Origin of the sequence: Neisseria sp. P0013.S005, from assembly GCF_051958425.1 — a bacterium.
Lineage (GTDB): Bacteria > Pseudomonadota > Gammaproteobacteria > Burkholderiales > Neisseriaceae > Neisseria > Neisseria subflava.
The window spans coordinates 1-24,341 of the sequence record NZ_JBQCVL010000014.1 but is presented as its reverse complement, the minus strand read 5'-3'; the positions used below and the strand labels follow the sequence as shown (position 1 = coordinate 24,341).

General features: G+C 50.6%; 18 protein-coding genes, 1 tRNA gene, 2 pseudogenes and 1 riboswitch. Of the genes and pseudogenes, 15 read left to right on the top strand and 6 right to left on the bottom strand.

The annotated features are described in order from the left end of the window. The first annotated feature begins 250 nt into the window (after window positions 1-250). The 13 genes from frr to murJ all read left to right on the top strand — a co-directional run bounded on the left by frr (window position 251) and on the right by murJ (window position 14,387). Complete coding sequence (gene frr / locus ACTHTA_RS10350) at window positions 251-808, top strand: ribosome recycling factor (protein ID WP_003686718.1); 558 nt, start codon at window positions 251-253, stop codon at window positions 806-808. A gap of 57 nt (window positions 809-865) precedes the next feature. Beyond that, entirely contained in the window at window positions 866-1,612 is a 747-nt protein-coding gene (locus ACTHTA_RS10345) for an isoprenyl transferase (protein WP_308888280.1), read from the top strand. 5 nt (window positions 1,613-1,617) lie between these two features. Next, window positions 1,618-2,412: a phosphatidate cytidylyltransferase gene (locus ACTHTA_RS10340; RefSeq protein ID WP_308888281.1), complete on the top strand. Its 795-nt coding sequence runs from the start codon at window positions 1,618-1,620 to the stop codon at window positions 2,410-2,412. A 33-nt stretch (window positions 2,413-2,445) separates the two neighbouring features. Beyond that, complete coding sequence (locus ACTHTA_RS10335; RefSeq protein WP_003686550.1) at window positions 2,446-3,195, top strand: SIMPL domain-containing protein; 750 nt, start codon at window positions 2,446-2,448, stop codon at window positions 3,193-3,195. Window positions 3,196-3,312: 117 nt separating this feature from the next. Continuing rightward, window positions 3,313-4,494: a 1-deoxy-D-xylulose-5-phosphate reductoisomerase gene (ispC, locus tag ACTHTA_RS10330; protein ID WP_308888282.1), complete on the top strand. Its 1,182-nt coding sequence runs from the start codon at window positions 3,313-3,315 to the stop codon at window positions 4,492-4,494. Between the two features lie 131 nt (window positions 4,495-4,625). After that, entirely contained in the window at window positions 4,626-5,966 is a 1,341-nt protein-coding gene (rseP, locus tag ACTHTA_RS10325) for an RIP metalloprotease RseP (protein WP_440375773.1), read from the top strand. A gap of 3 nt (window positions 5,967-5,969) precedes the next feature. After that, a complete protein-coding gene (gene bamA, locus ACTHTA_RS10320) occupies window positions 5,970-8,366 on the top strand; it encodes an outer membrane protein assembly factor BamA (RefSeq protein ID WP_440375774.1) in 2,397 nt (798 codons plus the stop codon). Between the two features lie 111 nt (window positions 8,367-8,477). Beyond that, complete coding sequence (locus ACTHTA_RS10315; protein ID WP_003686729.1) at window positions 8,478-8,987, top strand: OmpH family outer membrane protein; 510 nt, start codon at window positions 8,478-8,480, stop codon at window positions 8,985-8,987. 101 nt (window positions 8,988-9,088) lie between these two features. After that, window positions 9,089-10,129 (top strand): UDP-3-O-(3-hydroxymyristoyl)glucosamine N-acyltransferase, encoded by a 1,041-nt coding sequence (lpxD, locus tag ACTHTA_RS10310; protein WP_308888285.1) that lies wholly within the window; start codon window positions 9,089-9,091, stop codon window positions 10,127-10,129. Window positions 10,130-10,202: 73 nt separating this feature from the next. Beyond that, window positions 10,203-10,652 carry a 3-hydroxyacyl-ACP dehydratase FabZ gene (gene fabZ / locus ACTHTA_RS10305; RefSeq protein WP_003681704.1) on the top strand — a complete coding sequence of 150 codons (450 nt, stop codon included), beginning with the start codon at window positions 10,203-10,205 and terminating at the stop codon, window positions 10,650-10,652. Window positions 10,653-10,726: 74 nt separating this feature from the next. After that, window positions 10,727-11,503 carry an acyl-ACP--UDP-N-acetylglucosamine O-acyltransferase gene (gene lpxA, locus ACTHTA_RS10300; protein ID WP_107723875.1) on the top strand — a complete coding sequence of 259 codons (777 nt, stop codon included), beginning with the start codon at window positions 10,727-10,729 and terminating at the stop codon, window positions 11,501-11,503. Between the two features lie 160 nt (window positions 11,504-11,663). Further along, on the top strand, window positions 11,664-12,839 hold the full coding sequence (gene lpxB / locus ACTHTA_RS10295; RefSeq protein ID WP_308888286.1) for a lipid-A-disaccharide synthase: 1,176 nt from the start codon (window positions 11,664-11,666) through the stop codon (window positions 12,837-12,839). A 9-nt stretch (window positions 12,840-12,848) separates the two neighbouring features. Next, the gene (gene murJ, locus ACTHTA_RS10290; RefSeq protein WP_308888287.1) at window positions 12,849-14,387 is read left to right on the top strand and encodes a murein biosynthesis integral membrane protein MurJ; all 1,539 of its coding nucleotides are present in this window, start codon (window positions 12,849-12,851) and stop codon (window positions 14,385-14,387) included. An 80-nt stretch (window positions 14,388-14,467) separates the two neighbouring features. On the opposite strand, the gene thiC is transcribed toward murJ, so the two are convergent. Then, window positions 14,468-16,357 carry a phosphomethylpyrimidine synthase ThiC gene (gene thiC, locus ACTHTA_RS10285; RefSeq protein ID WP_308888288.1) on the bottom strand — a complete coding sequence of 630 codons (1,890 nt, stop codon included), beginning with the start codon at window positions 16,355-16,357 and terminating at the stop codon, window positions 14,468-14,470. Between the two features lie 93 nt (window positions 16,358-16,450). After that, a riboswitch (TPP riboswitch) is annotated at window positions 16,451-16,550 on the bottom strand. Window positions 16,551-16,660: 110 nt separating this feature from the next. On the opposite strand from thiC, the gene ACTHTA_RS10280 reads away from it, so the two are divergent. Beyond that, window positions 16,661-16,737, top strand: a tRNA-Met gene (locus ACTHTA_RS10280). 137 nt (window positions 16,738-16,874) lie between these two features. On the opposite strand, the gene ACTHTA_RS10275 is transcribed toward ACTHTA_RS10280, so the two are convergent. Then, window positions 16,875-18,011, bottom strand: a complete 1,137-nt coding sequence (locus ACTHTA_RS10275) for an FUSC family protein (protein WP_049350692.1) — start codon at window positions 18,009-18,011, stop codon at window positions 16,875-16,877. 154 nt (window positions 18,012-18,165) lie between these two features. Between ACTHTA_RS10275 and rnhB the strand changes: the two genes are divergently transcribed. Beyond that, entirely contained in the window at window positions 18,166-18,759 is a 594-nt protein-coding gene (gene rnhB / locus ACTHTA_RS10270) for a ribonuclease HII (RefSeq protein ID WP_308888291.1), read from the top strand. A 56-nt stretch (window positions 18,760-18,815) separates the two neighbouring features. Here rnhB and ACTHTA_RS10265 read toward each other — a convergent pair whose 3' ends face one another. The 4 genes and pseudogenes from ACTHTA_RS10265 to ACTHTA_RS10250 all read right to left on the bottom strand — a co-directional run. After that, window positions 18,816-19,820, bottom strand: a complete 1,005-nt coding sequence (locus ACTHTA_RS10265; protein WP_308888289.1) for a quinone-dependent dihydroorotate dehydrogenase — start codon at window positions 19,818-19,820, stop codon at window positions 18,816-18,818. A 211-nt stretch (window positions 19,821-20,031) separates the two neighbouring features. Further along, window positions 20,032-20,861: pseudogene (locus tag ACTHTA_RS10260) on the bottom strand (IS630 family transposase); the annotation flags it as partial. A gap of 172 nt (window positions 20,862-21,033) precedes the next feature. Next, entirely contained in the window at window positions 21,034-23,946 is a 2,913-nt protein-coding gene (locus tag ACTHTA_RS10255; protein WP_308888290.1) for an autotransporter family protein, read from the bottom strand. Between the two features lie 269 nt (window positions 23,947-24,215). Beyond that, window positions 24,216-24,341: pseudogene (locus ACTHTA_RS10250) on the bottom strand (IS5/IS1182 family transposase); the annotation flags it as partial.

Here is a 24,341-nt window from a genome sequence, read left to right as displayed (position 1 = left end):
TAGTGGAGTACGGCTTGGTATTTGAAGTGTAATGTATATTTGCTCATAAAAAAACTGCACCTTGTGAGTTGGAGGGGATGTGTCCAACTTTTGGGGTGCAGTTCAATTTTCAGACGGCCTTTATTTTGTTTGATGTTAAATATCGGTTAGAAAACAAGGCTGTTGGGGCGCAAAGCCTTGTCGTGGCGGCGGTTTAACGGTACTATTCTCGGTTAATCCTGTTTTATTCCTATGAAATTGAAAGTATAAGATGATTAATGATATTCAAAAGACAGCTGAAGGCAAAATGCAGCGTTCTCTGGAAGTATTGAAAGACAATTTGGCTAAAGTGCGTACCGGCCGTGCGCATACCGGCCTGCTCGACCAAGTGGAAGTGGAATACTGGGGCAGCATGGTGCCTGTGAGCCAAGTGGCGAACGTGACGCTTTTGGATGCGCGTACGATTGGTGTGAAACCGTTCGAGAGCAATATGGCTGCAAAAGTTGAGAAAGCGATCCGTGATTCCAACTTGGGCCTAAACCCTGCTTCTGTCGGTGATTTGATCCGTGTTCCTATGCCTATGCTGACTGAGGAACGCCGTAAAGATTTGATCAAAGTAGTACGCGGCGAGGCTGAAGAGGGCCGTGTGTCTATCCGCAATGTGCGCCGTGATGCAAACGACCACATTAAAAAATTGTTGAAAGATAAAGAGATTTCTGAAGATGAAGCCCGCCGTGGCGAGGAAGCGGTTCAGAAGTTGACCGACAAATACATTGCTGAGGCAGATAAGCTCTTGGCTGCCAAAGAAGAAGATTTGATGGCGATTTAATCCTGTGTGCAAACCGTTCAGACGGTCTTTGGACGGTTTGCTCCCTGAAAGGCAGACATGAAAAGCAGTACGCAGACGATTTTGGAACACTCTGCCATCCCCCGACATATTGCTGTGATTATGGACGGCAACGGACGTTGGGCAAAGAAGCGTTTTCTTCCCCGCGTGATGGGGCATAAGCGCGGCTTGGATGCGCTGGAGAACATGGTGAAGCATTGTGCTGAACTGGGTGTGCAGTATTTGACCGTGTTTGCTTTTTCGACTGAAAACTGGCGACGCCCCGAGGAAGAGGTTTCTTTTCTGATGGGGCTGTTTTTGCAGGCTTTGCAAAAGCAGGTGCGCCGTTTGCACGATAACAATATGCGCTTGAGGGTCATCGGTAGCCGTGAGCGGTTTAATGCTGAAATCCTGAAGGGGATTGAGGCGGCAGAGGCGTTGACGGCAAACAATACTGGTTTAACTTTGAGCATTGCTGCCGATTATGGCGGCCGCTGGGATATTTTGCAGGCGGCAAATCAGTTGATTGCCGAGGGTGTAGCTGAGATTACGGAAGAGGCGTTGTCGCGCTATTTGATGTTGGGCGATGCACCCGAGCCGGATTTGTTTATCCGCACCGGCGGCGAGACGCGCATCAGCAATTTCCTGCTGTGGCAGATGGCGTACGCGGAATTGTATTTTACGGATACGCTGTGGCCTGATTTTAATGAGAAATCGCTAAACGAGGCGATTGCTTCGTTTCAAAAACGGGAACGCCGCTTCGGGCGGACTTCCGAACAGCTGCCGGTTGAGCAGCAACGGGGTTGAGAACTATGTTGAAACAACGGATTTTGACTGCGCTGTGGCTTTTGCCGCTGATGCTGGGTATGCTGTTTTATGCGCCTATGTGGCTGTGGGCAGCGTTTTGCGGCCTGATTGCTATGCTGACTTTGTGGGAATATGCCCGCATGAGCGGCTTGGACAAGCTGAAAATCAATCATTATTTGGCTTCAACGCTGGTGTTTGGTGTGATTGCCTATGCCGGCGGTTGGCAGTTGCCTGATTTGGTTTGGTATGTCGTATTGGCGTTTTGGCTGATTGTCATGCCTTGGTGGCTGAAAGCGAAATGGAAGTTAAACGGCGGCTGGCAGGCTTACACGGTCGGTTGGTTGTTGGTGATGCCGTTTTGGTTCGCACTGGTTTACCTGCGTCCTCAGCCTGAAGACGCGCTGTCTTTATTGGCAATTATGGGTTTGGTGTGGGTGGCCGATATTGGCGCGTATTTCTGCGGCAAATCGTTTGGCAAGCGTAAAATTGCGCCGACCATCAGCCCGGGTAAAAGCTGGGAAGGTGCGATCGGTGGCGCATTGTGCGTTGCCGTGTACATGACCATCGTATGGAAAGCCGGTTGGCTAGCCTTTGAAGCCGGTTGGTTCAAAACTATTTTGATCGGCTTGATTCTGACCGTTGTCAGCGTGTGTGGCGATTTGCTGGAAAGCTGGCTCAAACGTGCTGCCAGTATCAAAGACAGCAGCAATCTGTTGCCGGGACACGGCGGCGTGTTCGACCGTGTGGACAGCCTGATTGCCGTTATCAGCATTTATGCCGCCTTTGTATATTTGTTTTAAACCGCCTGTCTCACATGGTTGGGGGAGCTGATTATGTCCGAACAAAAACAGATTTCATCTTTATCGATCTTGGGCGTATTGTTGGCACTGGGATTGATGGCTGCGGCGTTTATTTTGGGTGTGCAGTTTAAGAATCTGCGCCAACCGGGGACAATTACCGTAAAAGGTTTGGCGGAGAAAAACTTCCAATCTGACAGCGCAACGTGGAATACGGGCGTAAATGCGCACGGCGAGAGCTACCAGGAAGTTTTGGATTTGCTGACGGCAAGACGCAAGAAGCTGTCTAAATTTTTGGGCGAGCAAGGCTTTGCGGCGGCTGAAATGAAAGTGGGTCTGCCCGAAGTGTCGCGCGTTTTCAATGAAACCCGTGATGAACTGGGCAACGTAACCCGCACGCCCAACGGCTACGATGGCGACCTCAATATTGTGGTCAACACCAAAAAACTGGACAAAATTCAAGCCGCCCAGCGCGCCATTTTGAATTTTCGTGCGCAAAACGAATTTATCCGCTTCGACAATCCGCAATATTTGCTGGGCAATTTAGAAACCATCAAACGTGATTTGATCACGCAGGCGACTGAGGACGCGCAGAAACGCGCGGCCGAATTTGCCAAAACCGGCGGCGGCAAAGTGGGCGCCATGCGTTCTGCTTCGCAAGGTTCGTTCAACATCTATGCCGACACCGGCAGCAGCGAGGATGACGAGTACGGCGGCTCTTACGATAAAAGCACCGTCGGCAAACAGGTCCGACTGGTTGTTACCATCGAATACGGCATTGAGTAATTCTTTCAGACGGCCTTTTCAGCTGGGAGGCAAAAGGCCGTCTGAAAATTGAAAACGGCAAAGAAATCTATTTCAAACACAATGAATACCGTTTGCACAGTACATAAAGAACACACCATGACACAACAAGTTCTGACCATATTAGGCAGTACCGGCAGCATAGGCGAAAGCACTTTAGACGTTGTCTCCCGCCATCCCGAGAAATTCCGCGTGTTCGCGCTGGCAGGGCATAGGCAGGTGGACAAGCTGGTAGCGCAATGTAAACAGTTTCGCCCGGAATATGCCGTGGTCGGCGATGCCGGCCATGCGGCCGAGCTGGAAAAGAAACTCAAACAAGAAGGCATCGATACGCAGGTTTTATATGGTTCTCAAGCCCTGATTGATGTCGCTTCTGCCGATGAAGTCAGCGGCGTGATGTGTGCCATTGTCGGCGCGGCCGGTTTGCCGTCGGCTTTGGCCGCCGCTCAAAAGGGCAAAACCATTTATCTGGCAAACAAAGAAACGCTGGTGGTTTCCGGCGCATTGTTCATGGAAACCGCCCGTCAAAACAGCGCCACCGTCTTGCCGATTGACAGCGAACACAATGCCATCTTCCAAGTATTGCCAAGGGATTACACAGGCCGTCTGAATGAGCACGGTATCAATTCGATTATCCTGACCGCGTCGGGCGGCCCCTTCCTTAACACCGATTTAAGTACATTTGACAGCATTACGCCCGAGCAGGCGGTCAAGCATCCGAATTGGAGCATGGGGCGCAAAATTTCCGTCGATTCCGCGTCAATGATGAATAAGGGCTTGGAGTTGATTGAGGCGCATTGGCTGTTTAACTGTCCGCCGGAAAAACTGGAAGTCGTCATTCATCCGCAATCCGTGATACACAGCATGGTGCGTTATCGAGATGGTTCGGTATTGGCGCAGTTGGGTAATCCTGATATGCGTACGCCGATTGCTTATTGCTTGGGTCTGCCCGAACGCATCGATTCCGGCGTGGGCGAGCTGGATTTCGGCGCATTGTCCGCATTGACCTTCCAAAAGCCCGACTTTGACCGTTTCCCATGTCTGAAACTTGCCTATCAGGCCATGAATGCAGGCGGTGCCGCGCCTTGCGTGTTGAACGCCGCAAACGAAGTTGCCGTGGCCGCTTTTTTAGATAAACGCATCAAGTTTACCGATATTGCCAAAGTCATTGCCCACTGCCTTGCCCAAGATTTTTCAGACGGCCGTCACGATATCGAAGGCCTGCTGGCGCAAGACGCACAAACACGCAGACAGGCAGAAGCCTTTATCGGCAAACAATAAAGCTTCAATGACAGGCTGTCTGAAACGTCAACCGCTTGGCATTTAGGCAGACAAAATGGAACAACTGCCTTTATAATCGGTTTTCAGACGGCCTTATCCGTTGATTATCACATTCCACTCAGGGGATTTTTTTGCAAACCTTTTTAGCCTTTATCGTCGCCATTCTGATTTTGGTCAGCCTGCATGAGTTCGGACACTATATTGTTGCCCGCTGGTGCGGCGTTAAAGTCGTGCGCTTTTCCATCGGCTTCGGTAAGCCCTTTTTCACCCGAAAACGCGGCGATACCGAGTGGTGTCTTGCCCCGATTCCGCTGGGCGGTTACGTTAAAATGGTCGATACGCGCGAAGGCGAGGTGGCAGAAGCAGATTTGCCGTACGCCTTTGACAAGCAGCATCCGGCCAAGCGCATCGCCATTGTCGCCGCCGGTCCTTTGACCAATTTGATTTTGGCCGTTTTGCTTTACGGTTTGAGCTTTTCCTTCGGCGTAACCGAGTTGCGCCCCTATGTCGGCATGGTCGAGCCTGCCAGTATTGCCGCCAAAGCAGGTTTTCAGGCAGGCGATAAAATTGTATCGGTCAACGGAATCGCCGTTAAAGACTGGAGCGATGCGCAAACCGAGATGGTGTTAAACCTTGAAGCCGGTCCTGTAAAAGTCGCTGTTCAGACGGCCTCAAATACCCAAGCCATCCGCATAATTGATGCCGCCGGCACGCCTGAAGCAGGTAAAGTTGCGAAAAGCCAAGGCAACATCGGCCTTTTGCCTTTTAGAATTACTAACCGCATCGGCAAAGTCTTGGCCAAAAGTCCGGCCGAAAAAGCAGGTTTGAAGGAAAACGACAAACTGCTGACCGCCGATGGAAAACCCATCGAAAGCTGGCAGGCATGGACGGAACTCTTCCGCGCCAGTCCCGGCAAACGAATCGAACTGACTTACGAGCGCGACGGTAAAATACTGGCGACCGCTATCCGGCCGGACAGCGTCGAGCAGTCGGCAGGCGTGCTGGTGGGTAGAGCAGGGCTTGCCGCCCAGGCGGATAAAGAGTGGGATAAAACCATCCGCTACCGTTATACACCTTCCATTGCCCAAGCCTTTGAATTGGGTTGGAACAAAACCGTCAACTATTCGTGGACAACCCTCAAATTTTTCGGAAAACTGGTTACAGGCAATGCCTCTTTGAACTATATTTCCGGCCCCTTGACCATTGCCGATGTCGCCGGACAATCCGCCAAACTCGGATTGCAGAGCTACCTCGAATTTCTGGCCTTGGTCAGCATCAGCTTAGGCGTGTTGAACCTTTTGCCCGTGCCCGTTTTAGACGGCGGACATTTGGTTTTCTATACCGCCGAATGGATACGCGGAAAGCCTTTGAGCGAGCGCATACAGGCAGTCGGCCTGCGCTTCGGACTGGCAGCTATGCTTTTGATGATGGCTGTGGCTTTCTTTAATGACATCAACCGTTTGTTTGGATAATTTATGAAACTGAACCAGATTGCTTCCGCTTTAATGGTATTGAGCCTGTCTCCACTGGCATTGGCTGACTTTACCATTCAGGACATCCGCGTCGAAGGCCTGCAACGCACCGAGCCGAGTACCGTCTTCAACTACCTGCCCGTTAAAGTCGGTGATAATTTCAATGATGCGCGCAGTGAAGAAATCATCAAAAAACTCTACGCAACCGGTTTCTTTGACGACGTACGTGTCGAGACCATGGACAATCAAGTCCTGCTGACCGTTATCGAGCGTCCGACCATCAGCTCGCTCAATATTACCGGCGCGAAAATGCTGCAAAACGATGCCATCAAGAAAAACCTTGAAGCATTTGGTTTGGCGCAATCCCAATACTTCAACCAAGCAACGCTGAACCAAGCCGTTGCCAGTTTGAAAGAAGAGTATTTGAGCCGTGGTAAACAGTCTGTCCAAATCACTCCGACCGTAACCAAACTCGCCCGCAACCGCGTGTCTATCGATATTGCTATCGAAGAGGGCAAATCTACCAAGATTACCGATATTTCATTTGAAGGCAACGAAGTTTATTCCGACCGCCGTCTGATGAAACAAATGTCCCTGAGCGAAGGCGGCATGTGGACTTGGATCACTAAGAGCAACCAGTTCAATGAGCAAAAATTTGCTCAGGACATGGAAAAAATTACCAATTTCTATCAAAACAACGGCTACTTCAACTTCCGCATTTTGGATACCGATATCCAAACCAACGAAGACAAAACCAAGCAAACCATTAAAGTAATCGTCAGCGAAGGCGACCGCTTCCGTTGGGGCAATGTACGCATCGAAGGCGATACGCTGGAAGTGCCGAAAGAAGATTTGGAAAAACTGCTGACCATGAAGCCGGGCAAATGGTATGAGCGCGCGCAAATGTCCAACTCGCTCGAAGCCATCCAAAACCGCATGGGTCAGGCAGGTTACGCATTCAGCGAAATCAATGTCCAACCGATTCCAAATGCAGAAACGCATACCGTTGATTTTGTGTTGGCCGTTCAACCGGGCCGCAAAATCTATGTAAACGAAATCAATATTACCGGCAACAACAAAACCCGTGACGAAGTCATCCGCCGCGAGTTGCGCCAAATGGAATCGGCGCCTTACGATTCTGCCAAACTGCAACGTTCTAAAGAGCGCGTCGAGTTGTTGGGCTACTTCGACAACGTTCAATTTGATGCCGTTCCTGTGGCCAATACGCCTGACCAAGTTGACCTGAACATGAGCCTGACCGAACGTTCAACCGGCTCGCTCGACTTGAGCGCAGGCTGGGTTCAGGATACCGGTTTGGTAATGTCTGCCGGTGTGGCTCAAGACAACCTGTTCGGTACGGGTAAATCCGTTGCCCTGCGCGCTTCCCGCAGTAAAACCACAGTAAACGGCTCGTTGTCGTTTACCGACCCATACTTCACACCGGACGGCGTAAGTTTGGGCTACGACCTTTACGGCAAGTCTTACGACCCGCGTAAAGCTTCTTCCAGCACGAAACAATATAAAACCACGACTTTCGGCGGCGGTTTGCGTATCGGTATTCCGGTTACCGAATATGACCGTGTGAACTTCGGTTTGGCCGCAGAACGCTTGACCGTGAATACCTACAAAGGCGCGCCTAAACGCTATGCCGACTTTATCAATCAATACGGTAAAGGCGACGGTAGTGGCGTGGGTAACTTCAAAGGCTGGTTGTACAAAGGTACCATCGGCTGGGGCCGCAACAAAACCGACAATGCCTTGTGGCCGACCCGCGGTTACCTGACTGGCGTAAACGGCGAAATCGCCCTGCCGGGCAGCGACCTGCAATACTACACCCTGACCCACAACCAAACCTGGTTCTTCCCGTTGAGCAAAGATTTCACGTTGATGCTGGGTGGCGAAGTCGGTTATGGCAACGGCTACGGCAAAACCAAAACCATGCCGTTCTTTGAAAACTTCTACGGCGGCGGCTTAGGCTCTGTCCGTGGCTTTGAAAGCGGTACGCTGGGCCCGAAAGTCTATGACGAATACGGCGAGAAGATCAGCTACGGCGGTAACAAAAAAGCCAACGTTTCCGCAGAGTTGCTCTTCCCGATGCCGGGTATTAAAGATTCGCGTACCGTCCGTCTGAGCCTGTTTGCCGATGCGGGCAGCGTGTGGGACGGCAAAACCTACAACGACGGCAGCAGCAGCAATTCCAATGGCGTGTCCCAAAACGTGTACGGCGTAGGCACAACGCACAAATCGACATTCAAAAACGAATTGCGTTACTCTGCCGGTGCTGCCGTGACCTGGCTCTCTCCGCTGGGTCCGATGAAGTTCAGTTATGCTTACCCGATTAAGAAAAAAGAAGGCGACGAAATCCAACGCTTCCAATTCCAACTCGGTACGACATTCTGATGATGTTTAGGCCGTCTGAAACCCGGTTTGTCCGTTTCAGACGGCCTCATGGCAGATTGGCGGTAAGCTTATTGCAAACCGCCCGTTTGTTTTCAAGCAAGGATTTTTATCATGAGTAAAATAGCCGACACCCTCCGTGTCCTCGCCGTAGCCCTGCCGGGTTTCGTGCTGTTGCCGCAAGCGGCGGCGGATGGCGTGCAGAAAATCGGTTTTATCAATACCGAGCGCGTTTATCAGGAATCCAAGCAGGCGCAAAGCATTCAGATGACTTTGGAAAAAGAGTTCAAAAGCCGTCAAACCGCCTTGCAAAAGCTGCAGCAGGAAGGCGAGGCTTTGGAGCGAAAACTGAGCGGCGACAAGCTCAGCGACAGCCAAAGGGAAGCGGAAACCCAAAAATGGCGCAATCTGGTACAGAAATTCCGCAAGCAGCAGGCTGAGTTGGCTGAAGACTACAACCTACGCCGCAATGAAGAATTCGCCGCGCTCCAGCAAAATGCCAACCGCGTCATTGTCGATTTGGCCAAGCGCGAAGGTTACGACTTCATCTTGCAGGACGTGATTTACGTCAACGGCCGCTACGACATTACCGACAGCGTTATCAAAGCCCTAAACGCTCACTGACCCTGCTCGGCAGCGAATGTAACCATACAGACAAACCTAAGGCCGTCTGAAACCCAAACCGGCATCTTTCAGACGGCCTGACATCTTGACGGCAGATTATCATGACTTCACAAGCATACACCCTGTCCCAAATCGTTTCCCAGCTCGGTGGAGAATGGAAAGGCGAAGACATCGCCATTACCGCCGTCCGTCCGTTGGATCAGGCGCAGACGGAACACATCAGCTTTTTGGCCAACCCGAAATACAAAGCCGAAGTACACGACAGCCAGGCAGGCGCAGTGATTGTGTCGCCGAAAGCCGCAGACGAATTTGCAGGTCGCAACCTGATTGTGGCTGCCGATCCTTATCTTTATTTTGCCAAAGTGGCACGATTGTTCTCGCCGATTGTCAAAGCACAGGGCGGCGTACATCCGACTGCCGTTGTCGAGGCAAGCGCCAAAGTGCCGGCAAGCTGCGAAATTGGCGCGAATGCCTATATCGGCGCGAATGCCGTATTGGGCGAAGGCTGCCGTATTTTAGCCAATGCCGTTGTCCAACACGATTGCACGTTGGGCGATGAAGTCGTGCTGCATCCCAACGCTGTCATCTATTACGGCTGCACTTTGGGCAACCGTGTCGAAATCCACAGCGGCGCCGTCATCGGTGCGGACGGTTTCGGCTTGGCCTTTGCCGGCGATTCATGGTTCAAAATCCCGCAAACCGGCGCCGTCACGCTGGGTGATGATGTGGAAATCGGTTCGAACACCAATATCGACCGCGGCGCAATGAGCGACACGACCGTCGGCAACGGCACCAAAATCGACAACCAAGTCCAAATCGGCCACAACTGCAAAATCGGTTCGCATACCGTTATCGCCGCCAAAACCGGCATTTCCGGCAGCGTCACCATCGGCAATTATTGTATTATCGGCGGCGGCGTCGGCACGGTCGGACACATCGAAATCGCCGATAAAACCACCATCGGCGGCGGAACATCCGTCACCCACAGCATTACCGAAAGCGGCCAGCATCTGGCCGGTATTTTCCCGATGTCGGGCTACAAAGACTGGGCACGCAATGCCGTTTATATCCACCGTTTGAGCGAAATGAACAAACGCCTCAAAACTCTGGAAAAACAGCTTGCCGACAGCGACGAAGCCTAACGGCGGCGCAAACAGTCCGCGCCCCGCATCCGAATACGTTTAAACCCAATACAAACAAGGAAAGACGAACATCATGGACGTACAACTCCCGATCGAAGCCAAAGACATTCAAAAACTTATCCCACACCGTTATCCGTTTTTGCAACTCGACCGCATTACTGCGTTTGAACCGATGAAAACCCTGACTGCGATTAAAAACGTCACCATGAACGAGCCGCAGTTCCAAGGCCACTTTCCCGACCTGCCCGTGATGCCCGGTGTGCTGATTATCGAAGCCATGGCGCAAGCGTGCGGCACTCTCGCCATCCTCAGCGAAGGCGGCCGCAAAGAAAACGAATTCTTCTTCTTCGCCGGTATCGACGACGCCCGTTTCAAACGCCAAGTCATCCCCGGCGACCAACTGGTTTTTGAAGTCGAGCTGTTGACCAACAAACGCGGTATCGGCAAATTCAACGCCGTTGCCAAAGTTGACGGTCAAGTTGCCGTTGAAGCCGTGATTATGTGCGCCAAACGAGTGGTGTAAAAATGGGACAGGCCGTCTGAAAGTTCAGACGGCATCTTACAGGCAATACCTGTATCAGACAGCAAGGAGACAGCATGACCCTTATCCATCCGACCGCCGTCATCGACCCTAAAGCCGAACTCGACTCCAGTGTCAAAGTCGGCCCATACAGCATCATCGGCCCCAATGTGCAAATCGGTGCGAATACCGAAATCGGCCCACACGTCGTCATCAACGGCCATACGACCATCGGTGAAAACAACCGCATTTTCCAATTTGCCAGCCTTGGCGAAATCCCGCAGGACAAAAAATACCGCGACGAGCCGACCAAGCTGATTATCGGCAACGGCAACACCATCCGCGAATTCACCACCTTCAACCTTGGTACGGTTACCGGCATCGGCGAAACCCGTATCGGCGACGACAACTGGATTATGGCCTACTGCCACCTCGCCCATGACTGCGTGGTCGGCAACCATACCATCTTCGCCAACAACGCCTCACTTGCAGGCCACGTTACCATCGGCGACTACGTCGTCTTGGGCGGCTACACACTGGTGTTCCAATTCTGCCAAATTGGCGACTACGCCATGACCGCGTTTGCCGCCGGCGTACACAAAGACGTACCGCCGTACTTTATGGCTGCAGGCTACCGCGCCGAACCGGCCGGCCTCAACAGCGAAGGTATGCGCCGCAACGGTTTTACCGCCGAACAGATTGCCTCCGTCAAAGATGCGTATAAAACCATTTACCATCGTGGCATTCCGTTTGAAGAGGCCAAGGCGGACATTCTGAAACGCGCCGAAACCCAAAGCGAATTGGCGGTATTTAAAGACTTTTTTGCACAATCCACACGCGGCATTATCCGTTGATTGATGGATTGAAGGCCGTCTGAAACTTTTTCAGACGGCCTTTGGATTGCAAAAATCCGATCAGCGGGGCAGGTTTCCTGTCCGTTTGCTGCCGATTCCGTCTGAAAACGGGCGGGCAAATGTCTGCCTCAAAATCTTTTAGCTTCCGAACCTCAACAACATGAACCCCAATTCTTCCCCCCTTATCGCCATCAGCGTCGGCGAAGCTTCCGGCGACTTGCTCGGCGCACATTTAATCCGTGCCATTAAGGCGCGTTGCCCGAACGCGCGGTTTACCGGCATCGGCGGCGAGCGCATGAAGGCGGAGGGTTTCGAGAGTTTGTACGATCAGGAAAAGCTGGCGGTGCGCGGTTTTGTTGAGGTCATCAAACGCCTGCCGCAGATTTTGAAAATCCGCAAAGGGCTGGTGAACGATTTAATCCGCCTCAAGCCGGATGTGTTTATCGGCATCGATGCGCCGGACTTCAATCTCGGCGTGGCGGAAAAACTCAAGCAGGCAGGCATTCATACCATTCATTACGTCAGCCCGTCGGTTTGGGCGTGGCGACGCGAACGGGTCAATAAAATCGTGCATCAGGTCAACCGCGTGTTGTGCCTGTTTCCGATGGAGCCACAGCTTTATATTGATGCCGGAGGTAAGGCCGAATTTGTCGGCCATCCGATGGCGCAAACCATGCCGGTGGAAGCGGATAGGGCGGCGGCGCGGCAGAAGCTGGGCGTGCCTGCGGACGTGCCCGTGTTTGCCATATTGCCCGGCAGCCGTGTGAGCGAAATCGATTACATGGCGGCGGTGTTTTTTCAGACGGCCTTATTGCTGCTGAAACGTTATCCGCAGGCGCAGTTTTTGCTGCCGGTGGCGACGGCCGCAACGCGCAAACGCATTAGCGAAATTTTGGCGCAGCCTGAATTTGCCACCCTTCCCATTACGTTGACCGAGAAGCAGTCGGATACGGTTTGCACCGCTGCCGACGTGGTATTGGTTACCAGCGGTACGGCGACTTTGGAAGTGGCCTTGTGCAAGCGGCCTATGGTCATCAGCTACAAAATTTCGCCGCTGACTTATGCGTATGTGAAAAACAAAATCAAAGTGCCGCATGTCGGTTTGCCCAATATTCTGTTGGGTAAAGCCGCCGTTCCCGAGCTGCTGCAACACGACGCCGTCCCTGAAAAACTGGCGCAGGCCGTGGCAGACTGGTATGACCGCCCTGAAGTCGTGGCCGCATTGGAACAGGATTTCCATGCCTTGCATCTGCTGTTGAAAAAAGATACGGCGGCATTGGCGGCGGCGGCAGTATTGGAAGAAGCCAGATTTTCAGACGGCCTGAAAGACAAGTAAGGAAAATACATGAATTTATTGGGAGCCTTGGCCAAGGTTGGCAGCCTGACGATGGTGTCGCGCATTTTAGGCTTTGTGCGCGATACGATTATCGCCCGTGCGTTTGGTGCAGGCATGGCGACAGATGCGTTTTTTGTCGCGTTTAAACTGCCCAACCTATTGCGGCGCGTGTTTGCAGAGGGCGCATTTGCCCAAGCCTTCGTACCGATTTTGGCGGAATACAAAGAAACCCGCTCGCCCGAAGCCACGCAGGCGTTTGTGCGTCATGTGGCCGGTATGTTGTCGTTTGTGTTGGTCATCGTTACCGCGCTGGGCATACTTGCCGCGCCGTGGGTGATTTATGTTTCCGCGCCCGGTTTTGCCAAAGATGCCGATAAGTTTCAGCTCTCCATCGACCTGCTGCGGGTAACGTTTCCTTATATCTTTTTGATTTCCTTGTCGTCTTTTGTCGGCTCGATACTCAACTCCTATCATAAATTCGGTATTCCCGCCTTTACGCCGACTTTTTTGAACATCTCCTTTATCGTCTTTTCCCTGTTCTTCGTACCGTATTTCGATCCGCCTGTTATGGCTTTGGCGTGGGCGGTATTTGTCGGCGGCGTGTTGCAGCTGGTGTTCCAACTGCCTTGGTTGGCGAAACTGGGCTTCTTGAAAATGCCCAAACTCAGCTTTAAAGACGCAGCGGTCAACCGCGTGATGAAACAGATGGCTCCGGCTATTTTGGGCGTGAGCGTGGCGCAGATTTCCTTGGTTATTAACACCATTTTTGCCTCATTTTTGCAGTCCGGCAGTGTGTCGTGGATGTATTACGCCGACCGACTGATGGAATTGCCTACCGGTGTTTTGGGCGTGGCACTCGGTACAATCTTGCTGCCTACCTTGTCTAAACACGCCGCCAGTCAGGATACCGAGCAGTTTTCCGGCCTGCTCGACTGGGGTTTGCGACTGTGCATGCTGCTGACCCTGCCTGCCGCTGTTGGACTTGCCGTGTTGTCTTTCCCTCTGGTTACGACCTTGTTCATGTACCGAGAGTTTACGCTGCACGACGCGCAAATGACCCAATACGCGCTGATTGCCTATTCCTTCGGCTTGATCGGTCTGATTATGATTAAAGTGTTGGCACCCGGTTTCTATTCCCGCCAAAACATCAAAACTCCTGTTAAGGTCGCTATTTTCACGCTGATTTGCACACAGTTGATGAACCTCGCCTTCATTTCGCCGCTCAAACACGTCGGCCTGTCCCTCGCTATCGGTTTGGGCGCGTGTCTGAATGCAGGTTTGCTGTTTTTTCTTTTGCGCAAACACGGCATCTACCGCCCCGGCAAAGGTTGGGCTGCGTTTTTGGTCAAAATGGTCATCTCTTTGGTCGTCATGGGCGGCGGTTTGTGGCTGGCGCAATATTATCTGCCGTTTGAATGGGTACACGTCGGCGGCTTTAAAAAAGCAGGCCAACTCTGCGTCCTGATTGCCTTGGGTGGCGGCCTCTACTTTGTTTCCCTCGCCGCGCTGGGTTTCCGTCCGCACCATTTTCGCAGGGTGGAAAAATAAACAGCCGGAGGGCGTTTAAAGACTATTCGTTAAAAAGGCCGTCTGAAACATTTTCAGACGGCCTTTTTTTGCTTTACGTTTTAACTGTAAAGCTTCGCTCCTTTTTTGACGAACTCAATCGCTTTTTCTTCCATGCCTTGCTGTTGGGCTTTTTGCTTGTCGGCGTAGTCGCGCACTTCCTGCGTAATTTTCATCGAGCAGAATTTGGGGCCGCACATCGAGCAGAAGTGGGCGATTTTCGCGCCTTCGGCGGGCAGGGTTTCGTCGTGGAAGCTTTCGGCGCGTTCGGGGTCGAGGCTTAAGCGGAATTGGTCGCGCCAGCGGAACTCGAAACGCGCCTTGCTCAGGGCGTTGTCGCGCAACTGTGCACCCGGCCAGCCTTTGGCGAGGTCGGCGGCATGGGCGGCGAGTTTGTAGGTGATGATGCCGGTACGCACGTCTTCTTTGTCGGGCAGGCCGAGATGCTCTTTCGGGGTAACGTAGCAGAGCATGGCTGTGCCGTACCAGCCGATGTTGGTCGCGCCTATGCCCGAGGTGATGTGGTCGTAACCGGGGGCGATGTCGGTAACGAGTGGGCCGAGGGTGTAGAAAGGCGCTTCAAAGCAATGTTGCAGCTCTTCGGTCATATTTTCTTTGACGCGTTGCAACGGTACATGGCCTGGACCTTCGATCATGACTTGGACGTCGTGTTCCCATGCTTTGGCGGTCAATTCTCCCAAGGTGTGCAGCTCGGCGAATTGGGAGTCGTCGTTGGCATCGGCAATGCAGCCGGGGCGCAGTCCGTCGCCGAGGCTGAACGAGACGTCGTAGGCTTTCATGATTTCGCAGATTTCGTCGAAATGCGTGTAGAGGAAGTTTTCCTGATGATGGGCAAGGCACCATTTCGCCATGATGGAGCCGCCGCGCGATACGATGCCGGTGAGGCGGTCGGCCGTCATCGGCACATAGCGCAGCAATACGCCTGCGTGAAGGGTGAAATAATCTACGCCTTGTTCTGCCTGCTCGATTAAGGTGTCGCGCACCAAATTCCAAGATAGATCTTCGGCGATGCCGCCGGTTTTTTCTAAAGCTTGGTAAATCGGCACCGTGCCGATGGGGACGGGCGCGTTGCGGATAATCCATTCGCGCGTTTCGTGGATGTGCGCGCCTGTGGATAAGTCCATAATCGTGTCCGCGCCCCAACGCAGCGACCACACCATTTTTTCGACTTCTTCGGTCAGGCTGGAAGTTACGGCGGAGTTGCCCAAGTTGCCGTTGATTTTGACACGGAAGTTGCGGCCGATAATCATCGGTTCGAGTTCGGGGTGGTTGATGTTGGCAGGGATAATCGCGCGTCCGGCGGCGATTTCTTGGCGCACAAATTCGGGCGTGATTTGGTCGGGATGGGTTGGGATATTCGCGCCGAAACTTTGCCCTGCGTGCTGTATCAAGAGCTTGGCGTATTCAGGCCGTCTGAAAAGCTCGTCCAGCTTCATGCGTTCGCGTATGGCGACAAACTCCATTTCCGGCGTGATGATGCCTTGGCGGGCGTAGTGGAGCTGGGTTACATTGCGGCCTGCTTTGGCGCGGCGCGGACGGGTGATTTGGTTGAAACGCAGATGGGCAGTTTTCGGATCGTGCGCGCGTTCGGTGCCGTATTCGCTGGAAAGCTTGGGCAGGATTTCGGTATCGCCGCGTTCCTCCAGCCATGCGGTGCGGACGTGTGGCAAACCTTGTTTCAGATCGATGTGTGCCGCCGGATCGCCGTATGCGCCGCTGGTGTCATACACCGGAATTGGCGGATTGGCTTCCGTACCTTGCGCCGTGTAGGTGTCATCCTGACGGATTTCGCGCAAAGGCACGCGGATGTCGGCGCGGCTGCCCGAAATATAGACGCGGTCGGAATTGGGATATTGGAAGCGGATGCCGATGTCTTCGCTTAAGTCGGAAAGACGGCGCGCCTCATCGCCGGTTTTTTTAGTGGTAGTCATAAAAAATTGCTCCTGTTTCTCGGTTATGAAATAGAAACAGGAGCATTGCTTTTTTCAAACGGCCTTGTGGATATTTTCAATCAACCGTTTAAAATCACATTTGCCGAAACTCCCCACGCAGGTATTATCCTGTTCGGGTGTAAAGGGTATTTCTCAGCCGCTTGGTTTGAAAGCAGCACCCCTGTTTCTTTATTAACGAAAATTAAACCATGCGGACGGTTTTTTGTAAAGCGGCGTTTTTCGCATTTTCTGTCAAAAACGCTTGACAGCGATTCCGTCTTTCCGTATAGTTACAACTTCTGACGCGGGATGGAGCAGCATGGTAGCTCGTCGGGCTCATAACCCGAAGGTCGTAGGTTCGAATCCTGCTCCCGCAACCAAATATAAAAATCCCCTGCAATCGCAGGGGATTTTGCTTTATGCGGCATTTATTTTTGCTTGGATTGATTGAAAGGCCGATGTCATCGGCGGCTAATTCGCTTTTGTCTTTTATTTAGAGTTTGTGTTTTCAGACGGCCTATTGTTGCTCCGGATCGGTATCGTTGCGCAGGTATTCTTTCAGGCGTTGCAATTCTTTTTTGTCTAACCATTTATTGCGCGAACGTTGCAACAGAATCACCAATGCGGCGATTTCGTTACGCATATTGGTACTGAGCCAGAGGAAGCCTTGCCAGTCGTAATGCAGGCGGGCGGCCGGTTTGCTTAGTTCGGTATTGAGCGAAGTATCGATGCGGATACGGCGGGCGTAGTGGCCTTTGATGAGGCGGACGGTCAGGCGCAGCTCGCGTTGGAGTTGGTTGAAATGGCGGTCGAGCAGGCGGATTTCGCTTTCGTTGAGCGTGGGCGCGCGCAGTTTGGCGGCGGTGGTCAGGAGCAGCTCGGTGGTGGTGACGATTTTGCGGTGGGCATGCTGCATGGCTTCCATCATATTGTTGCTGATGTGGCTTTCGCCGGATGTGGCGGCCAGATGGCTGCGGCTTTTGACCATGCGGGCGTTGATTTTGCGCATTTTAATCATGTTTTGTTCCAAACGCTCACGTGTCATGCGCTTGCCGTTGCTGATTTCGGCAATCATTTTGGCGCAGTCGGTGAGGTTGTCGGCAAGCATGAAGCGCCACATCAGGGTGGAGCGCAGGGGCAGGAGTTTGGCGGCGGCAATGGCGATGGCGGCACCAATTAAAACGTTCATGGCGCGCATCAGGCCGCTGTCGAGCCAGTGGTGGCTGCTGTCGCCGATGAGCATGCACATGGTCAAACCGGCAAGCATGGCGACATAGCCGTTTTTGCCGACCGCAGACCAACCGGCCACTGCGCTGGCGGCTCCGATAATCAGATAGAAGAAAACGCCGTCTTGGAAATAATGCTGGTTCAACCATAAAACGGCCAAACCGACGCCCAAACCGATGGCCGTGCCGAGCATGCGTTCGACTGCTTTGGAGTAAATCGCGCCTTGGAATTGCAGCATGCCGAGGACGACAAAGACGGTCATGCCGATCCACTCGCCGTGTTGCAGGTGGAAGACTTTGGCCAACAGGGTGGAAAACACGATTGCCAAGCCGAGGCGGAAGGCGTGGATATGGCGGCGATAGCGGTAGCGTTCGTAGGCGTTGAGCCAGCGTTCGGAAAAATGGAGGCGTTCGGATTGGGCAGGCATGTTGTAAGACGTATGGGTATGTGGGGATATAAATTATAACTGATTGGTAAAGCAGATGAAATTTGAACTGCTCCCAAACGGCTTGTCCTATTGCAGATTTTATCTGCCGCAAGTGGATATAATGGCGGCTTTGAATCAGACAGGCGGTGAAGAAATGGCGACGGTTTTAAGCGCAGGCGTGGATGAAGCGGGACGCGGCCCTTTGGTCGGCAGCGTATTTGCGGCGGCAGTGATTTTGCCGGAACATTTTGACCTGCCGGGTTTGACCGATTCAAAAAAACTGAGCGAAAAAAAGCGCGATATGTTGGCGCAGATGATTAAGGAACAGGCGGTTGCGTGGAGCATTGCCTTTGCCGACCCCGACGAAATCCTGCAACTGAACATCCTGCACGCAACCATGGCCGCGATGAAGCGCGCAGTCGAGGGGATGTCGGTCGTACCCGATAAAGTATGGATAGACGGCAACCGCGTGCCGAAAGATTTGAATGTTCCTGCCGAAGCCGTGGTCAAAGGCGACAGCAAAATCATCGAAATCTCTGCCGCTTCGGTTTTAGCCAAAACCGCGCGTGATGCGGAAATGTATGAATTGGCGAAACGCTATCCGCAATACGGGTTTGACCGCCACAAAGGCTACGGCACGGCGCAACACTTGGCCGCGTTGAAACAATACGGCGTATTGCCGGAACACCGCCGCGATTTTGCACCGGTCAAAACCTTATTGGCACAAGGCAATCTGTTTGAAGAATGAAAGCATATCAAAAGGCCGTCTGAAATCTTTCAGACGGCCTTATTTTTGGAAAAGTATTATTTCAACGCAGCCAAACACTCTTTAATCAACTCAGGGCCGCGATAAATCAAACCGCTGTACACCTGAACCGCACTGGCGCCCAAGCGGATTTTTTCTGCCGCGTCCGCGCCGTTCATAATGCCGCCGACGCCGATAATCGGCAGCTTGCCGTCAATGCGTTCCGCTAAAAGTTTCAACACCTGATTGCTTTTCTCGCGTACGGGCAAGCCGCTCAAGCCGCCTTGTTCGCCTGCGAGCGGATGGCTGCCCAAGCTTGATTTATCGATGGTTGTGTTGGTGGCAATGATGCCGTCCATCTCCACGGATTTGACCACATGGGCGATGTCGTCGATTTGCGCTTTGTCCAAATCCGGCGCAATTTTGACCGCTAACGGCACATATTTGCCATGCGCGGCCGCCAGTTGCGCCTGTTTGTTTTTCAAGGCTTCCAACAATGCGCTCAACTCGTCGCCGCCTTGCAAGGCGCGCAGGTTTTTCGTATTGGGGGAGGAAATATTGACCGTGATGTAGCTTGCGTGGGCGTAGGCTTTTTCCAAGCAAATCAGATAATCGTCGGCCGCGTTTTCAATCGGCGTAACGGCATTTTTGCCGATATTGATGCCCAAAATGCCTTTAAAGCGGCTGTTTTCAATGTTGCGGATCATCGCGTCGATACCGTGGTTGTTGAAACCCATGCGGTTGATGATGCCTTGGTGTTCGGGAACGCGGAAAAGGCGCGGCTGCGGATTGCCCGGCTGCGGCTTGGGCGTGACCGTGCCGATTTCGATAAAGCCGAAACCCAAAGCGGCAAACGCATCGATACACTCGCCGTTTTTGTCCAAACCTGCCGCCAAACCGACCGGATTGGGCAGCTGCAAGCCCATCAGCTCGGTTGGTCGGGTGTGGCTGTCCACTTTGGGCAGCAGGCCGAGTTTTTCGATAGAACGCAAACTGTTGAGCGTGAAATGATGGGCCTTTTCTGCATCGAAGCGAAACAGGATGGGACGGACGAGTGAATACATGGCGGCGGCTTTCTGAACGGTTGATGAATTTGGCGTTATTTTACCTGAAACCGTCAAACTGCCCCAAACGTCTATATCGATATGATTTTATTGTTTGGTGTCAAATGAAAATAAATAGGGTTTTTGCGTGTAATCGGATAGTTCATTAAAATGGTAAGAGAGAGTCTTTTCAGACGGCCTGATGGATGTATAGTTAATTAAAATCAAAATAGGACATTATCGCATCGTCAAATCGGGCGTAATCAGACAATACGGTTCGCAGATACCGCTTAATATCCGCCCACACCTTCTCAATCGGGTTGAGCTCAGGTGAATAAGGTGCAAGAGGCAATACCTTATGTCCCAATTTTTCCGCCATTTCCCGTAAGACACCCATACGGTGAAATCGTGCATTATCTAAAATAATCACCGATTTTCGAGTCAATGCGGGCAGCAGGCATTGTTGAAACCACGCTTCAAAAAAGACGCCGGTCATCGTATTTTGATAAACCATCGGAGCAATCAGCCGGTTGCCGACTTGTGCGGACACCGGAGATAAGCGTCGGTATCTTTTTCCACTTATCTGCGCTTTCACTATTTGCCCTTTCGGACTGCGGGCATAGGGACGGAACAGGTAGCGGTCAAATCCTGTTTTATCCAAATAAACACGTTGGTAGTCGGAAAATCCGGCCAGCTGTGTCAAATAATGCGTTACTTTGGCCGGGTCTTGTTCTTTGTAAGTCGTGGTCTTTTTTTGCGCGTCATCCCCATCTGTTTGAGTGCATAGCAAACGGCGGCTGGCGTACAATCAAAATGTTTGGCGATCTCATGCAGACAGGCATCCGGGTGTTGCCCAACATATTGAGCCGGTTTTTGCCTATCCAATTTGACGGCATTTAGACCGGTAACTTGATGTTTTAGGCTGCCTGTTTGTTTTTTAAGGCGAATCCACAGGTAAAGCGTGGTTCTTGACAAGTTAAACGTTGCTGCGGTTTAGCTGATGTTTTTGCATTGTTCGTAATAGTTTAAAGCCTTGTTTCTTAAGTCCGCAGAGTATGCCATGGTTAGATCTTCAAAGTTGAGTATTGTACCATTTTGTTTTTAATTGACTATATTTGATAATCCAGTACAGCGCTTAGATAATTGAGGAAGGCATATAAATGAGCCGGATAAATATTGTTAATATTTATCCGGCTCATATAAAAGGACTACGGTAAGATATATTACTTGAAGATTACCAAGAATATTTTATGCCGATTGAGCCTTTGTATCCTTGATGTTTCGTTCCACTTAAAGATTGTTCATACCGTGCATCTGCATAAATATGGGTATTGGAACTGGTTGCAAATTGTGCTCCCAAACCAACTTCGCCCCAAGTTTTTGCTAATTTTTCAGTAACATTATCCTCGCCAATGTTACTGGCCGAAGTATTTCTGAAGTTATGCCACACATTAGTGGTGAAATACAAGGTTCGAACTTTTTCATGATCGGTTAAATTATTATAAGCAAAGCGTACACCAATGCGGCTGCGTAAATTATGTTGCTTATCTTGATGCACAGAGCGCATATCATCAGTGAAGCTATTTAAGCCGAGGTATTGATAGATTAATTGTGCTTGCGGCTCAATAATCCAACTGTCGCCATTATTCGTTTTCTCTTTACTTAATACAAACGGACGACCTACCTCACCCGATAAAGCCACACCCAAACCATGGTTTTTTGCTTTCGAATCTAAGGAGTTATATTTATTTTGCATCCAAGAAAGTTGGCCTACAAAGTCTATATAGCTACCATCTTCAGAATACCGTGTGTGAGTCACACCGACATGGAGGTTTTCGGTTTTAGCTTTACCTGTATATTTGTCATCAATGACGACACCATTCTCGGCACGATATTCATCATAAAATTTCGAATTAGCATGTGTGTAACCAACATAACCACCAGTTAAACGTTTGCCGCCATTTTCGCTAGAAGAAATATCAAAGTCGTGGCCAAACTGGAAGCCTGCAAGGTTAGCGCTAAGATTCAAACGCTTTTTACCATCCAAAGCAATGTGTTTGCCAATAATACGTCCCCAAATTTGGCTGTTCGCTTGAGATTTTTCCCAAGAAAGAGCCTGATTTTCACCACGGCGTTGGTGCAATGTACCAACTGTTTCGTAGCCAACTTCTAAGTTCAAGTTTGGAATAAGCGTATAAGCAGGAACAGAAGCTGTGTAAATGGCATCCTTATTCGTGGAAACTACCGTCCAAAAATATTCGGTTGTATTTCCTACTTTTTTAGAAGCCAATTGCAGTTCACCCGCACCTGTAGTTTTGGCAATACCGGTAAAGTTCTTTAAATTACTTTCCCCTTGTACTCGAACTACTGCCGTACTGTTTTTGGCTAAATCAGCCGCAATAGAGCCGATAGTGCCATCAATCATATTTTCTGTGCCGTCCGCTTTCAAACTGACAACTTTTGTTGTCCCTTCGGCATTACCGGTGATTTCCAATAAGTCAGATTTACCGTTATTGGCATCATTACTATCCCAATGAGTATTCACTTTAAGAACACCGTTATTCGCTGTGTAGTTGCCTTCCACAGTGAGTTTGTCTTCGTAAGAGCCATTGGCAAGGGTGATTTCACCGTTGTTACTGGTTAATGTGCCTTCAGTACCATCTTGTTTAACCAGTTTAACTTTATAGTCTGTTTTAGTTGAACCGTTCGGAATATTTTTAGACGCATCTAATACCCCCTTATCCAAGGTTAAGGCATTGATGGTAGAGCGTTGTTCATCACCTTTTTGTTTCAATTCCCAAACAGCTTGGTTGTTCACATGCACATCTAATTTAGAATGCACATTGCCTTTAGATTGTTGTTGCATCAAACCAATGGCTTTTGCTTGATCAGACAAGGTAAATGTCAAATCAGCCCCTTTGGTTACTGCCACTTTAGTTTCGGCAAGCCAGCCATTTTCTGCGGCTTTGGCTTCACTGTCTTTGCCTTTCAACGCGAATTTTGCATTTTCAGCAACGAATTCACCATTATTAAACCAACTTGCGACTTTATTTCCTGCGAAGGTTACTGCAAAACTACTTTCTTTTCTCGCATCAGCAACAATCAATGAAGCATCATCAGATGTTGTGGTGATTTTTGTATTGTTTAAACGAACTTCTTGATCTTTATTCAGCTCATTTCTGGATACATTGTCGCTAATAAAAAAGGCACTTACTTTAGTTGCGTAATCCTGAGTATCGAAAACAACAGCTGAATTACCGGATTTGATTTCACCGCTGCTGGTGTCCGAATCGGCAATTAAGCGGGATTTAGTGCCAAATAAGCGCACGGTTGCGGAATCTTTTGTATCCTCGGTATTCAGCACCATTTTGCCGGTGGAATTGACGACAGCACCTTTATAGTCAGCCGGTTTTTCAGTGTTTGGTAGTTCCGGTTTACCAATTTTTAATGCGGCAGAAAATTTTCCGTTTGCTTTCACTGTGATGTCAGAATCTTTTAAGTTCGCTTCCGCACCGTCTCCACTAACGTAAAGCCCGACTAAATAATCCCCGATTTTATCGGTGGTTTTATCTTCCACATTAATGGTCAGTTTTTTCTCAGAATTGAAAACCGGTTTGGCACCATCCTTACGGTAAACTTTCACCCCGGATAATTGGTGACCAAATGGTGCAGTTGCGCCACCAAAGTTTTTTGTACTTTTCACTGTGTTTTCTGTGTTTTTAACAGTGATATTAGCATCATCATGCAAAGTTAAGCTGGCGGTATCAGAAGCGTTACCACCAGCATAATCATATCCTACAGCAATACCGTAGGCGGCATTGGAGTCTACGGCTAATCCTGAATTTCCTTCGCTGGCTAACGTAACATTAATGTTAGTTTTACCTTTGATTTCTACCTGATTATTCGCACGAACAATAAGCCCTTTTGGACGAGCAAATTGTTCTCCGCTATTAGGTGCTAGTGTAGCTTTGTAATCTCCATCAATGTTTTGATTTGGTTCTTTCCAAAATTCTCCTGAACCCTCTGTTCCCATAGTAGGTGAAGTGTCGCCCGCTGCAGCAACGGCCAATGCAGGAATAGAAAAACAAGAAGCTATCAGAGTATGCAGCAAGGTTTTCCTAAATATTTCTTTTTTATAAGTCAACATATAAATTTTCCTTTTATTTATGATTTTAAAATCACGATAAGACCCAATTCAAAAATGGAAGCTGCCTTAGTATAGCATAATATATTGTTTTCCCATATAACTCTTCTGCTATCACATAGGCCGAGACCTTTGCAAAAAAGTCTTTCCCCCAACAGCCGAAACCTAAACACAGGTTTTCGGCTATTTCCCTCCCCAAATCACTCCTAATTCTACCCAAATGCCCCCTTAATCCTCCCCGGACGCCCCATAATTGGGCATCCGGCCGCCTTTTAGGCAGCAACAGGCACACTTAGCCTGTTAGCCGCTTTCAACAGGTTTAAACACATCGCCTTCAGATGGCTTTGCGCACTCACTTTAATCAGCCCGAAATAGGCTGCCCGGGCGTAGCGGAATTT

What these genes read in the sequence shown, in the direction of transcription:
- murJ (WP_308888287.1), top strand. Translation starts at nt 12,849, where the DNA reads ATGAATTTATTGGGAGCCTTGGCCAAGGTTGGCAGCCTGACGATGGTG.
- lpxD (WP_308888285.1), top strand. Translation starts at nt 9,089, where the DNA reads ATGACTTCACAAGCATACACCCTGTCCCAAATCGTTTCCCAGCTCGGT.
- fabZ (WP_003681704.1), top strand. Translation starts at nt 10,203, where the DNA reads ATGGACGTACAACTCCCGATCGAAGCCAAAGACATTCAAAAACTTATC.
- thiC (WP_308888288.1), bottom strand. Translation starts at nt 16,357, where the DNA reads ATGACTACCACTAAAAAAACCGGCGATGAGGCGCGCCGTCTTTCCGAC.
- ispC (WP_308888282.1), top strand. Translation starts at nt 3,313, where the DNA reads ATGACACAACAAGTTCTGACCATATTAGGCAGTACCGGCAGCATAGGC.
- frr (WP_003686718.1), top strand. Translation starts at nt 251, where the DNA reads ATGATTAATGATATTCAAAAGACAGCTGAAGGCAAAATGCAGCGTTCT.
- lpxA (WP_107723875.1), top strand. Translation starts at nt 10,727, where the DNA reads ATGACCCTTATCCATCCGACCGCCGTCATCGACCCTAAAGCCGAACTC.
- ACTHTA_RS10335 (WP_003686550.1), top strand. Translation starts at nt 2,446, where the DNA reads ATGTCCGAACAAAAACAGATTTCATCTTTATCGATCTTGGGCGTATTG.
- ACTHTA_RS10275 (WP_049350692.1), bottom strand. Translation starts at nt 18,011, where the DNA reads ATGCCTGCCCAATCCGAACGCCTCCATTTTTCCGAACGCTGGCTCAAC.
- ACTHTA_RS10255 (WP_308888290.1), bottom strand. Translation starts at nt 23,946, where the DNA reads ATGTTGACTTATAAAAAAGAAATATTTAGGAAAACCTTGCTGCATACT.
- ACTHTA_RS10340 (WP_308888281.1), top strand. Translation starts at nt 1,618, where the DNA reads ATGTTGAAACAACGGATTTTGACTGCGCTGTGGCTTTTGCCGCTGATG.
- lpxB (WP_308888286.1), top strand. Translation starts at nt 11,664, where the DNA reads ATGAACCCCAATTCTTCCCCCCTTATCGCCATCAGCGTCGGCGAAGCT.
- ACTHTA_RS10345 (WP_308888280.1), top strand. Translation starts at nt 866, where the DNA reads ATGAAAAGCAGTACGCAGACGATTTTGGAACACTCTGCCATCCCCCGA.
- ACTHTA_RS10265 (WP_308888289.1), bottom strand. Translation starts at nt 19,820, where the DNA reads ATGTATTCACTCGTCCGTCCCATCCTGTTTCGCTTCGATGCAGAAAAG.
- bamA (WP_440375774.1), top strand. Translation starts at nt 5,970, where the DNA reads ATGAAACTGAACCAGATTGCTTCCGCTTTAATGGTATTGAGCCTGTCT.
- rnhB (WP_308888291.1), top strand. Translation starts at nt 18,166, where the DNA reads ATGGCGACGGTTTTAAGCGCAGGCGTGGATGAAGCGGGACGCGGCCCT.
- ACTHTA_RS10315 (WP_003686729.1), top strand. Translation starts at nt 8,478, where the DNA reads ATGAGTAAAATAGCCGACACCCTCCGTGTCCTCGCCGTAGCCCTGCCG.